Source organism: Streptomyces sp. NPDC059456, from assembly GCF_042750055.1.
In the GTDB taxonomy this organism is placed as follows: domain Bacteria; phylum Actinomycetota; class Actinomycetes; order Streptomycetales; family Streptomycetaceae; genus Streptomyces.
Map to the genome: position 1 here is coordinate 70,501 of NZ_JBHYVA010000001.1, position 10,422 is coordinate 80,922.

A 10,422-nucleotide genomic window follows, 5' to 3' on the forward strand; every position below is an offset into this window, starting at 1 on the left:
TCAGGTGACGGGGTTCCCCCCCCGCCCCCGGCGCCGGGGGGGGGGGGCCCTGTGGGTGTGGGGGGGGCCCGCCGCGACCGCGTGGCTCCCCGCCGGGCGGCCGCACCGGTCTAGAGGAGGCCGGCCTCAGCGGCGGCGGACAGCCGCAGCGGCGCGTACTCGGCCGGGTTGGTGCTGGCGGCCCCGTAGCGGGCCCGGATTTCGCGGACGTCGATCGGGTGGGTCGGCTCGTCGCCCGGATCGATGTCCCGGGCCCAGGAGGCGCGAACGCTGAGGCGGGTGGCGTTGTCCAGCGCAGCCTGCAGCCGGATGCCTTCCCGCTCGGCCGTCTCCAGGTCCAGCCGTGCCCCCGAGAGCTCGATCCCCGCGGTGTCGAGCTGCCGCTGCAACAGGCTGTTCTCGGCAGCCAGGGCGGCCATGTTGGATTTGAGGACCCGCCGGGACGTCTGCAGAGCCTCGATCCGGTTGTGGAGCTCGCGGATCGTGGCACCGCGGTGACGGCCATGAGGGCGGACTATGTCGGCGAGGCTCATGCTGTCTCGCTCAGGCCAAGCCCGACCTCAAGGTCGGCGTTCTCCTTGCGGAGACGGTCGATCTCCGCCAGCAGCCACGGGATGTCGTCGCGGGCGGCGGCGATGAACTTGGCGTCGTCCTGGTTGGCGTTGCCGACGTATCCCAAGTTCGCGCTGAGGAATCCGGTCTCACTGACAACCCAGCGCGTCAGTGACTCCCGGTCGTCCTCGACCTCCCACGGCCCCTTGGTGGCGGCCTGCGCGCGGGCCCGGATCTCGGCGAGGCGGTCCTGCGGCACCGGCTGGCAGGTGCACGGCGCGGTGTCGCAGCAGGCACCCGGAGCGAGCGGCGGTTCGGCGAGGCGGATGTCAGCGTCCATCGGAGGCCACCGCCTTTGCAGCGTCCTGCCGGGCGAACTCGGTGTCGATCCAAGCCTGCGGGGTGAACCCCATGCCCTCCGCGACGCCAAACGGGTCCGTGATCTCCGGCCACTCGCCCTCCTCCGCCAGCTGCTCGGTGAACCCCTTCACCCCGGCCGGGTCCACCTCGGCGAGGCGCTGCAAGAGACGGTGTACGTACCAGGCCGACACGGTGCCGGAAGCCCGCTCCCACATCACGGACGGGGTGGTGTCCTTCGCGACCCGCATGCCGATCGTGATGTGGGCGTGGAGCGCGAACTCGTGCAGGTCACGTACTACGTCGACGGTCTCTGTCTCGGTCATCGGGTTCCTCCGGTCTGAAGTCGGCGCCCGAGGGCGAGGAGCAGGAGCGATACGAGGCCCGCGAGGGCGTTCAGGGCGTGGGCGCGGCGGAGGGTCATCGCGGCACCTCCGGCAGCAGGTCGTCGGGGATGTCGAGGAAGCCGTCGAGGATCGACTGGCGTGCCGCCTCGTCGGTGATCCATGCCGGGACGCGATTCGGGATCAGGGCCAGGCCCCGCAGCAGCGCCGGCGCTTCCAGAACCTTCGGCGGGTCGGACAGCAGAACCGACGTGACCGTCTCGATGCGCGTCATGCCGCCTCCGCCCAGTTCATGGCCCGCCGTCGGGCGATGTGCTGATCCCGCCGGTACTCCATCCAGACCGCCTCCGACCACAAGGCCGGCGGGCCGAACAGCTCCTGGAAAGCGAAGTCGGCGCGAGCGAGGGCGTCCTGGACCAGGTCGGCCGTGGGGCGCGGCTCCGTCGGGGTGCTCACGACTGGCCTCCGAGGGTCAGGTACGGGTAACGGCAGGCGCCCTCAAACGGGCAGGAAGAGTCGGCATCCAGGTCGAGGACGTCGTGCCGCCGGTCCGCCTTGCCGCCAGACTTGGCGTACTCCTCGGGCGTCATGCCGGCGCTGGCGGCCATCTGAGCCAGATGCTCAGCCGCAGCCGCCTGACGGGCCAGCTCCTCCGGCGACGGCGTGTACCGGGGGACGGTGGGGACCAGCTCCACGCGGGCCGGAGAGACGGTGTCGATCGGGAGGACAGCGGCGGGCAGGAGATCAGCCATGGGACTCACCGGCCTTGGGGTTGTCGATGCAGCCGGTGCAGGCGTCGTTCTCGCACTCGTCGTGGTGGAGGATCATCCACAGCGCGTGCTCGTCCAGAGCGGCGATCAGGTCAAGGTCGCGGGCGTTCATCGGGCACCGCCCAGGGACAGGCGCTCGACCTCGTCAGCGTCAGCGTGCATCACCGTGTGCGCGGTACGGCCCGGCGCCCACAGTTCGTCAGCCTGCCGGCGGAGGTGGGCGGCAGCCTCGGCCAGAACCTCGGCGCGGTACTGGGCCAGCACCCGGTCGACCTGGGTACGCCAGTCGCTGTCGCCTGCGTAGTTCAGGAGCCAGTCGCGGGCAGTGGGAGCCTGGTCGGGGGCGCTCATCGGACGACCTCCGTCGCCTGCGGGTACGTCGCCAGGACCTTCGCCGCGGCGTGCATCGTCGAGATCGACCGCTCACGGGCCTCGACGGACTCCGGGAGCAGGAACATCCAGCGGGCCTTACGCATCTGCGTGGCCGCAGCCTGGATGCGATCCGGGTAGTGGGACTCGATCAGGTCCACGACCGGATCGGGCATGATGTGGTTCACGGGTCCTCTTCTCCTTGCAGTGATGTGCAGGTGAGGGGTGGATCGGGAGTCGGCCTCGGCTGCTGGTGGCGACCGGCGGTCGGGGCCGCATGCCGCAGCTAGGCGGCGGAGGATGAATCGTCTTGCGAGTCGCCGCGGGCCTCGGCGAGTTCGGCCCGCAGGGTCCGAATCTCGGCTATCAGGCTCGGCACGAGCTGGTGAGCCTGGACCAGGAACATCACCGCGGAGAGGCCAGATGAGCGCCTGCCATGGCCCTGCGGGATGCTGCCCACGATCTCGTCGGCCGTGTTACTGATCTCGCCGTCAGGGCGGCACCAGACGAGATAGTCGTCGCCGTCCCTCTCGGGGTACTGAAAGGACCAGGCTCCCTGAGGGCTTCCGACCCATGCGTCGAGAAGAGCTTCAAGGTCTCGTTCAGCGGCCGGCTCGGGCGCCTTGCACCAGAAAGCGACACTGGCGTAAGCCCGGAAGTGCTTGTACTGCTGTGTCCCCTTGGCGACGTTGCAGCGCTTGCAAGCAAGCGCCAGGTTCTCCTCGACGTCTTCGCCGCCGGCTACCAGAGGGTCCTTGTGGTCCACGTGCCATGCCCGGACATCCGGGCCGACGGTCGGGCCACCAGGCCTGTTGCAGTAGTGGCATCGGAAGCCTTGAGCCTCGATGAATCCGGCCCGCCAGACGGCCGAGCGGGATATCCGGGGGATGCGGTCACTCACGTTCGCTCCAGCTGTCAGGCGGCGCGGCGGGGGCGGCGCTTGCTTCGGTTGAGCGGGGGTCCGATTCGGTCGGCTTCCAGCCAGTACGGCAGGTCGTCCCGGTTCACCTTGATCGGGGCGCGGGGCCCCTTCCGGGTGTGCGGGTAGCCGTCGGCGATGCGCCGTCGGACGGTCATCACGCTGCACTTCAGCAGGTAGGCCATCTCCCGCAGGTCGAAGACGAGCGCGTCCGGGTCTTCCGGCTTCTTCGGCGTGTTGGCGTTCTTGATGGCGTCGGGGGACCTGGTGGTCGTCACCGGCTTCCTTTCGGTCATTCCTCGGCTGGGTTGAGGAGGTCTGCATCGGTTACGTCAAGCGCGGTGCGGAGGCGGACGTAGAACTCAGGGCCCATGCGGGGTCTGGTGCCTCGTTCGAGCTTTCGCAGGTAGTTGGCAGTGCAGCCGACTAGTCGAGCGAGTTGCCCTACGGACATCCCTTTCTGCATGCGCTTGGTGCATATCGCCGCCCCCTTCACCTCGAAGGCGGTTGGGGCTTGGTGCATGCATTGAACTTACCCACAGTTGCCCATTGCTGTCTAGTCAGAGTTCACCACTGTTCACCACGGTTAACCAGATCTGGGCCAGAGAAGCCCCTGACCTGGGGTGACGTAGGGCTCACTTGTAGCCAAAAAGGGGGCCAGTCCTGGCTGGTCCCCGCGAGTCCTGCCAAGATGGGGGCATGGCACCCAGTGACCTTGACCGTCTGGCCGCCGCCGCACGCAAGCGCCGGCGGGAACTTGGCCTTGCCCTGACCGACGCCACGGCCAAGGCTGGCGGCACGTCGAAGGGCACCTGGCAGCGCGTCGAGAAGGGGGAGGCGATCCGCGCAACGAACTACGTCAAGATCGACGGCTTGCTTCAGTGGGCACCTGGCAGCTGCCTCCACATCCTCGAGGGCGGAGAGCCCATCTCCGCAGAGCCCTCGACGGCGGAACGTGGGAGCGTCATTTCCGAGCTGTCCCCCGAAATGCACGACGCCGAGGCGCGTGACGTCATTCAGCTGGCGGTCATCGCCACGACCGACGGACTGCCGTCGGAGCAGATCCGCGCCCTGAGCGAACGCGCCGTGAGGGATTTGCGCGCTGCAGGCCTCATCTGATCTTTAAACTCAGTCGATGGTCGTACAACCATCCCTCGAGTCACGGCTACACGCAGAAAAACATCGATCACTTTCCGCTGAAGTGGTTCACATTTCCACCACACGTGGCAGAGTCAGATCACGTCCTCGGAGGCTCCCGCACCGTCCCACTAGGGGGAGCCATGCTTCACACTGGCGCGCTCATAGTCGACTACGGCCCATCGTTTCGCGGCGAGGCCATCCGGTCCGACACTGGGATCGTCTGCGTAGTACCAGGCCAGGATCAGGCGGCCCGCACGGCGGCTCAGCCCGTGATGCGGGAGCTGGTTCAGCGGCTTGGCGGTAACTGCGACAGCTGCCGCGGGTGCCCGCTCGGCACCCAGGCCTGACGCATGGAGCACGTCGTGGAGCCTCGGCAGCATGGGGCTGCCAGGCACCGCGACGGCTGGCACATCGAGGGGACTCACCATGGCCAGAAGGGCCCACGACGTCTACGTCGAGTGGCGCGGCGGGACGTGCCGCGTGAAGTGGTGGACGGGCGAGTATCACGCCAACGGCCGCAAGCGGTTCGAGTCCGAGGGCGGCTTCACAGACGAGGATGAGGCCTACGCCCACGGGCAGAAGCAGATCCACGACATCCGCCAAGGAACCCAGGTCAGCAATCGGGACGGCTCGATGCTGGTTGGCGACTGGGCGGACACCTGGCTCGCCTCACTGGATCTGCGGCATCTGTCGATCCGGGTCTATCGGTCCGCCATCAACGTCCACATCAAGCCCTACTTCAAAGGCAAGACGGTCGGTCAGCTTTCCATCCTCGACGGGAGGACGTTCAAGAAGAACGTCTACAGCAAAGTCGGCAAGAAGTACGCCGGGCAGATCATGGGCATCTTCAGTCTCATCATGAACGATGCGGTAAAGGCCGGCCTTCGCAAGGACTCCCCCGTCGAAAAGGAACCACGGCGCGGCAAGTTCGAGAGGAAGCCGCGCGAGCGCAAGAAGGACATGACCGTTCCCGCCGTCCATCACCTGGCATCCAATGCCCATCAAAGGTGGGGTGACGCAGGGCATGTCTTCTTCTGGACGATGGCCATGACCGGCATGCGGCCCGGCGAGCTGTTCGGGCTGACTCGCGAGTACTGCTATCCGGCCTGGCCCAAGGCCGATCCGCGCACTGACGAGGACTCTGCCGAGGAGCGCGAGGAGGATCTCCTGCGGTACGGACAGGGGCCGAAGCTGATGCCTGCGATCCGCGTGCAGCGGCAAGTGCAGTACGAGGAAGGCGAGCTCCGCTTCTTCCCTCCCAAATACGACTCCTACCGGACTCTGGTCATCCCGGACTTCCTGGCCGAGGCACTCGATCTGCTGCTCGCCTCGCATGATTCCGATTACGTTTTCCCCTCGATCGAAGGCAGCTGCCTGGGCAGCAATAACTTCGATCAGGAGTACTGGCGCCCCATTGCAGATGGAGCGCCTGAGAACATCAGCCCATGGGCTAAGAAGCCGCGCGCGGAGACCGAACCCGTTCCGGGTTTCGCGGGGAAGCGCATGTACCTGATCCGGCACGGCCACAAGGCATGGCTCGACGAAGACGGGCACTCCCGGTATGCCGTGGAAATGCGCATGGGGCATGAGATGCAGGGCGTTGAGGCGACCTACAGCAGCGTCACCGCGCCGATGGAGCAAGGGATCCGGAAGACGCTCCAAGCCCGTTGGGATGGGCTGGAGCTACCGGCCTGGCGGCCGGGCCAGGCGACGGCGCCGGAGTACCTTGCGCGCCCGTCCATCACTTCCCTGATCCGGGTCGTGGTGGCCGAACATGGCCTGGACTCCGACGTGCTGGCGCACGTGCAGCTCATCCGCCCTGAGGTGAAGCCGGCCACGGTTGCCCGCATCTTGACGCGCGTCCGCAAGGAGGGGGCATGATGGTTTCCCAGTTGTTTCCCAGCAGGGGGTCAGCCAGGTAATCGACGGCTGGTCAGAGAGTTCTGGGACAGCAATCCCCGGACATGCACATGCTCACCGGGTACATGTCGGCCGACCTGTTCGTGTCCATCGCGCAGAAGGCGGGCAGGGACCTCACCGTCACGCACTTCCAGAACGCCGCGCAGAGCTTCTCCGACACCGGCACCCTGGTCGGGGACCGGTCGGAGCCCAAGGGGCAGAAGGACAGCTTCGGCTGCGGCGCACTGGTCCGGCTGAAGGACGGGGCGTACGAGGTCTCCGTACCGTTCACCTGCCGCCCGCCGATCCCCTTCACGTAGGCCCGGACCCATGGGAGATCTGCTCGTCTTCGTCCTGAGCGGTCTGGTCTCCGGCGCCCTGTACGCACTGCTCGCCACCGGGCTGGTGCTCTCGTACTCGGCGTCCGGGCTGTTCAACTTCGCGCACGGGGCCACCGCCTACCTGTGCGCGCTGACCTTCTACGAGGTGCACTCCGGGCTGGGCTGGCCGGCGGTGCCGGCCGCCCTGCTGGTGGTGTGCGTCCTGGCCCCCGGGCTCGGCTGGGGGCTGGACCGGCTGATGTTCCGGCGGCTCGCGCGGGTCGGCGAGACCGCGCAGATCGTGGCCACGATCGGGCTGCTGGTGGCCCTGCCCGCAGCCGGGCTCTGGACCGTGGAACTGCTGGCCGACGCGGGAGCTCCCGTGCAGCCCGCGGAGAACCGGTTCGGGCTGCCGGGGGTGGGGCCGAGCCCGGCGAAGTCCTGGCAGCTCGCCGAGGGCGTCGGCGTCGACTCCGACCAGCTGATCACCTGGGTGGTGACCGCGGTGGCGGCGGTGGCCCTGTGGGTGCTGATGCGGCACACACGGCTGGGGCTGCACCTGCGGGCGGCCGTCGACAACCGCTCGCTGACCGAGCTGCGCGGGATCAGCGCCGACCGGCTGTCGTCGGTGGCCTGGACGATCTCCTCCGCGCTGGCGGGACTGGCGGGCGTGCTGGCGACGCCGCTGCTGGGGCTGTCGGCCCACGACTTCACCCTGTTCCTGTTCGTCTCCGCGACGGCGGCGGTGCTCGGGCGGTTCGCGTCCGTGCCGCTCGCGTTCGCGGGCGGGCTGGCGCTGGGGGTGCTGCAGAACCTGGTCGCCGGGTACGCGTCGTTCGCCGAGGGGATCACCGGGTTCCGGACCGCGGTGCCGTTCCTGATCCTGTTCGGCGGGCTGCTGGTGCTGACCCGGCGGGCCCGGACGGCCGGCACCGCCGCCGTGGACCCGGTGCCCGCGGACCACCTGGCCGGCGCCCCGTGGGCGCGGCGGTGGGGGGTGTGGGCGGTGCTCGGCGGGGCGCTGTGCCTGGCGTTCTACACGGTGACCACGCCGTTCTGGAGCGGGCTGCTCGCACAGGGGCTGGCCCTCGGCCTGGTGTTCATGTCCTTCACCGTGGTGACCGGTCTCGGCGCGATGGTGTCGCTGGCCCAGGGCACGTTCGTGACGGGGGCCGCGCTGGTGGCGGGGCTGCTGATGAGCCGGGGCTGGCCGTTCGCCGCCGCGCTGGCGGTGGGCACCTGCACGGCGGCGCTGCTCGGGGCGCTGGTCGCGCTGCCCGCACTGCGGCTGGGCGGGCGGACGCTCGCGCTCGCCACGCTGGCCCTGGCGTTCCTCGCGGACCAGGTGCTGTTCCAGCTGCGGTGGCTGCGCAACGGGGACTCGGGGTGGCCGCTCCCGCGGCCCGTGCTCGGACCGGTGGACCTCGGCGACGACCGGGCGCTGGGGGTGGCGCTGGTGGTGGTCGTCGCGGTGTGCGCGGCCGGGCTGAGCGCGCTGCGGAACTCGCCGTCGGGGCGGGCGATGCTGGCCGTGCGGTCGGCGCCGGCGGCCGCGATGGCCTCGGGGGTGTCCGTACTGCGCACGAAGCTGCTGCTGTTCACGCTGTCGGCGGGGCTGGCCGGGTTCGGGGGCGTACTGCTCGCCTCGTACAACACCCGGATCACGGCGACGGACTTCACGGCGATGACGGGCCTGGTGTGGCTGGCGGTCGTGGTGGCCGCGGGGGTGCGGCGGCCGCAGTACGCGGTGGTGGCCGGGGTGGTGTACGCGGTGGCCCCGCGGGCGCTGGCCGATTTCGTCACGGCATCGGGGTACCTGCCGGTGATCCTGTTCGGACTGGCGGGACTGGCCTTGGCCAACGACCCGGACGGGTACTGCGCCGCGGTCCCGGTACGGCTCGCCAGGCGGCGGACCGCGGCCGAACCCGAGGCCGAACCCGAGGCCGGACCCGAGGCCGAACCCGAGGCCGAACCCGGGCCGGGTGCCGTTCCGGCTCCCGGGAGCGCCCCCGTCGCCACCGATACCCGAGCCGCCCCCGGGGGACCGGGCGTTGGCCGGGGCCGGGGTCCCGGAGGGCCTGCGGCCGCCCCGCCCCTGCGACGTGTGCCGGGCTCCGCCCGGGTCCGCGCCCCGGGCGCCGGCCGGTCCGGATCCGCCCGTCCGACGTCCCGGACCCGGCGAGCGGGGAGCGAAGCCCCCGCAGGGCATCCGGACGCAACGGCGCATCCGGCGGGGGCGGGAAGGGGCGGGGCGCCGGTGCCGGTGCCCGGGCCGGGAGGCGACCCCGCCGGGCCCGCCCTGGAGCTGCGGGGCGTCACCGCCGGGTACGACGGCGGGCTCGTCCTGCACGGGGTCGACCTCACCGTCCGGACGGGGGAGATCCTCGTCGTGCTCGGGCCGAACGGGGCCGGGAAGAGCACCGCCTGCCGGGTCGCGGCCGGCCTGCTGACCGCGACCGCAGGGGCGGTCCTCGTCGGCGGCCGGGAGGCGACGCGCGACGGCGCGGTGCGGCGGGCCCGGAGCGGGGTGCTGTTCGCCCCCGAGGGACGGGGCGTCTTCCCGGCGCTGACCGTCGAGGAGAACCTCGCGCTGTACCTCCGGGAGACGGACGCGCGGACCGCCGTCTACGACCGTTTCCCCCGCCTCGCCGAGCGGCGGACGGTGGCCGCCGGGGCACTGTCCGGCGGGGAGCAGCAGATGCTGGCCCTCGCCCCGCTGCTGCAGCGCCCGCCCGGGGTGCTGATCGCCGACGAGCCGTCGCTCGGGCTGGCGCCGAGGGTGGTGGAGGAGGTGTACGGGCTGCTCACCGAGGTCCGGGACGCCGGTGCCGCGCTGCTGCTGGTGGAGGAGAAGGCCGCCGGCGTCCTCGGGGTCGCGGACACGGTGGCGTACCTCTCGCGGGGGCGGGTCTCGTGGTGCGGTCCGCGCGCCGAGGTGGAGGCCGACCGGCTCACCGCCGCCTACCTGGGGAGGGTCACATGACGCAGCCGTACGTGCTGGAGGGCGCGGGGATCGGCGTCCGGTTCGGCGGGGTGCGGGCGCTGACCGGGGTGGACATCGGGGTCCGCGCCGGGGAGGTGTGCGGGCTGATCGGGCCGAACGGGGCCGGCAAGAGCACGCTGTTCGACGTGCTGTCCGGGATCCTGCGGCCCGGCCGGGGCCGGGTACGGCTCGACGGGGAGGACGTCACCCGGCGCTCGCCGGTCTGGCGGGCCCGGCACGGGGTGCGCCGGACGTTTCAGCGGCAGCAGCTGTTCGGGCAGCTCAGCGTGGCCGACAACCTGCTCGTCGCACAGGAGTGGCGCGGCGGCGGGGGCGGAATCGCCGCCGACCTGGCCGGGCTCCCGGCCAGGCGGCGCCTCGAGCGGGAGCGGCGCGAGCAAGCCGGGCGGGTGCTCGACTCCTGCGGGATCGGCGCGCTGGGGGCCTCGTACGCGGGCGGGCTGCCGGTGGGCCGGGCCCGGATGGCCGAGCTGGCCCGGGCCGTCGCCGACCCGCCGCGCGTGCTGCTCCTGGACGAGCCGGCGTCCGGCCTGTCGGCCGCCGAACGCGGGCAGCTCGCGGCGGTTGTGCGGCGGCTGGCCGGGGAGGAGGGGTGCGCGGTGCTGCTGGTGGAGCACGACGTGGCCTTCGTGATGGACCTCTGCACGCGGGTGGTGGTCCTCGACCTCGGAGCCGTCCTCGCCGAGGGGGCGCCCGCCGCGGTCCGGGCCGATCCGCTGGTCCGGCAGGCCTATCTGCGTGTGTCCTG

Annotated in this window: 17 protein-coding genes; 5 read left to right on the forward strand and 12 right to left on the reverse strand. The window is 70.8% G+C overall.

The features are described 5' to 3' along the window. Positions 1-110: 110 nt before the first annotated feature. The 12 genes from ACFXA3_RS00520 to ACFXA3_RS00575 form a co-directional block, all read right to left on the reverse strand. A complete protein-coding gene (locus ACFXA3_RS00520) occupies positions 111-533 on the reverse strand; it encodes a hypothetical protein (RefSeq protein WP_385179903.1) in 423 nt (140 codons plus the stop codon). Next, a complete protein-coding gene (locus tag ACFXA3_RS00525; protein ID WP_385179906.1) occupies positions 530-892 on the reverse strand; it encodes a hypothetical protein in 363 nt (120 codons plus the stop codon). The genes ACFXA3_RS00520 and ACFXA3_RS00525 overlap by 4 nt, the downstream gene beginning before the upstream one ends. Continuing rightward, positions 882-1,235 (reverse strand): hypothetical protein, encoded by a 354-nt coding sequence (locus tag ACFXA3_RS00530; RefSeq protein ID WP_385179909.1) that lies wholly within the window; start codon positions 1,233-1,235, stop codon positions 882-884. The genes ACFXA3_RS00525 and ACFXA3_RS00530 overlap by 11 nt, the downstream gene beginning before the upstream one ends. A 94-nt stretch (positions 1,236-1,329) precedes the next feature. Beyond that, a complete protein-coding gene (locus ACFXA3_RS00535) occupies positions 1,330-1,527 on the reverse strand; it encodes a hypothetical protein (RefSeq protein WP_385179912.1) in 198 nt (65 codons plus the stop codon). Further along, positions 1,524-1,709, reverse strand: coding sequence for a hypothetical protein (locus ACFXA3_RS00540; RefSeq protein WP_385179915.1), 186 nt, complete (start codon positions 1,707-1,709; stop codon positions 1,524-1,526). Before ACFXA3_RS00540 ends, ACFXA3_RS00535 begins: the two co-directional genes overlap by 4 nt. After that, positions 1,706-2,005, reverse strand: a complete 300-nt coding sequence (locus ACFXA3_RS00545; RefSeq protein ID WP_385179917.1) for a hypothetical protein — start codon at positions 2,003-2,005, stop codon at positions 1,706-1,708. The genes ACFXA3_RS00540 and ACFXA3_RS00545 overlap by 4 nt, the downstream gene beginning before the upstream one ends. Then, positions 1,998-2,135, reverse strand: coding sequence for a hypothetical protein (locus ACFXA3_RS00550; RefSeq protein ID WP_385179920.1), 138 nt, complete (start codon positions 2,133-2,135; stop codon positions 1,998-2,000). The genes ACFXA3_RS00545 and ACFXA3_RS00550 overlap by 8 nt, the downstream gene beginning before the upstream one ends. Continuing rightward, entirely contained in the window at positions 2,132-2,374 is a 243-nt protein-coding gene (locus tag ACFXA3_RS00555; protein ID WP_385179923.1) for a hypothetical protein, read from the reverse strand. The genes ACFXA3_RS00550 and ACFXA3_RS00555 overlap by 4 nt, the downstream gene beginning before the upstream one ends. Further along, the gene (locus tag ACFXA3_RS00560; RefSeq protein WP_385179925.1) at positions 2,371-2,580 is read right to left on the reverse strand and encodes a hypothetical protein; all 210 of its coding nucleotides are present in this window, start codon (positions 2,578-2,580) and stop codon (positions 2,371-2,373) included. Before ACFXA3_RS00560 ends, ACFXA3_RS00555 begins: the two co-directional genes overlap by 4 nt. Positions 2,581-2,678: 98 nt before the next feature. Next, positions 2,679-3,293, reverse strand: coding sequence for an HNH endonuclease (locus ACFXA3_RS00565; RefSeq protein WP_385179928.1), 615 nt, complete (start codon positions 3,291-3,293; stop codon positions 2,679-2,681). 14 nt (positions 3,294-3,307) lie between these two features. Beyond that, a complete protein-coding gene (locus ACFXA3_RS00570) occupies positions 3,308-3,589 on the reverse strand; it encodes a hypothetical protein (protein WP_385179931.1) in 282 nt (93 codons plus the stop codon). A gap of 14 nt (positions 3,590-3,603) precedes the next feature. Beyond that, the gene (locus ACFXA3_RS00575; protein WP_385179932.1) at positions 3,604-3,834 is read right to left on the reverse strand and encodes a helix-turn-helix domain-containing protein; all 231 of its coding nucleotides are present in this window, start codon (positions 3,832-3,834) and stop codon (positions 3,604-3,606) included. 176 nt (positions 3,835-4,010) lie between these two features. On the opposite strand from ACFXA3_RS00575, the gene ACFXA3_RS00580 reads away from it, so the two are divergent. The 5 genes from ACFXA3_RS00580 to ACFXA3_RS00600 all read left to right on the forward strand — a co-directional run. Next, entirely contained in the window at positions 4,011-4,430 is a 420-nt protein-coding gene (locus ACFXA3_RS00580; protein ID WP_385179936.1) for a hypothetical protein, read from the forward strand. Between the two features lie 447 nt (positions 4,431-4,877). Continuing rightward, the gene (locus ACFXA3_RS00585; protein WP_385179939.1) at positions 4,878-6,332 is read left to right on the forward strand and encodes an integrase; all 1,455 of its coding nucleotides are present in this window, start codon (positions 4,878-4,880) and stop codon (positions 6,330-6,332) included. A gap of 83 nt (positions 6,333-6,415) precedes the next feature. Next, the gene (locus ACFXA3_RS00590) at positions 6,416-6,670 is read left to right on the forward strand and encodes a hypothetical protein (RefSeq protein WP_385179942.1); all 255 of its coding nucleotides are present in this window, start codon (positions 6,416-6,418) and stop codon (positions 6,668-6,670) included. A gap of 10 nt (positions 6,671-6,680) precedes the next feature. Then, on the forward strand, positions 6,681-9,653 hold the full coding sequence (locus tag ACFXA3_RS00595; RefSeq protein WP_385179944.1) for an ATP-binding cassette domain-containing protein: 2,973 nt from the start codon (positions 6,681-6,683) through the stop codon (positions 9,651-9,653). Beyond that, the coding region (locus tag ACFXA3_RS00600; protein ID WP_385179947.1) for an ABC transporter ATP-binding protein at positions 9,650-10,422 on the forward strand (773 nt) is incomplete at its 3' end. The genes ACFXA3_RS00595 and ACFXA3_RS00600, both read left to right, overlap by 4 nt.

Excerpts from the sequence above, each read along its gene's own strand:
- ACFXA3_RS00520 (WP_385179903.1), bottom strand. The coding sequence starts at position 533 with ATGAGCCTCGCCGACATAGTCCGCCCTCATGGCCGTCACCGCGGTGCC.
- ACFXA3_RS00525 (WP_385179906.1), bottom strand. The coding sequence starts at position 892 with ATGGACGCTGACATCCGCCTCGCCGAACCGCCGCTCGCTCCGGGTGCC.
- ACFXA3_RS00530 (WP_385179909.1), bottom strand. The coding sequence starts at position 1,235 with ATGACCGAGACAGAGACCGTCGACGTAGTACGTGACCTGCACGAGTTC.
- ACFXA3_RS00535 (WP_385179912.1), bottom strand. The coding sequence starts at position 1,527 with ATGACGCGCATCGAGACGGTCACGTCGGTTCTGCTGTCCGACCCGCCG.
- ACFXA3_RS00545 (WP_385179917.1), bottom strand. The coding sequence starts at position 2,005 with ATGGCTGATCTCCTGCCCGCCGCTGTCCTCCCGATCGACACCGTCTCT.
- ACFXA3_RS00550 (WP_385179920.1), bottom strand. The coding sequence starts at position 2,135 with ATGAACGCCCGCGACCTTGACCTGATCGCCGCTCTGGACGAGCACGCG.
- ACFXA3_RS00555 (WP_385179923.1), bottom strand. The coding sequence starts at position 2,374 with ATGAGCGCCCCCGACCAGGCTCCCACTGCCCGCGACTGGCTCCTGAAC.
- ACFXA3_RS00575 (WP_385179932.1), bottom strand. The coding sequence starts at position 3,834 with ATGCACCAAGCCCCAACCGCCTTCGAGGTGAAGGGGGCGGCGATATGC.
- ACFXA3_RS00580 (WP_385179936.1), top strand. The coding sequence starts at position 4,011 with ATGGCACCCAGTGACCTTGACCGTCTGGCCGCCGCCGCACGCAAGCGC.
- ACFXA3_RS00585 (WP_385179939.1), top strand. The coding sequence starts at position 4,878 with ATGGCCAGAAGGGCCCACGACGTCTACGTCGAGTGGCGCGGCGGGACG.
- ACFXA3_RS00590 (WP_385179942.1), top strand. The coding sequence starts at position 6,416 with ATGCACATGCTCACCGGGTACATGTCGGCCGACCTGTTCGTGTCCATC.
- ACFXA3_RS00595 (WP_385179944.1), top strand. The coding sequence starts at position 6,681 with ATGGGAGATCTGCTCGTCTTCGTCCTGAGCGGTCTGGTCTCCGGCGCC.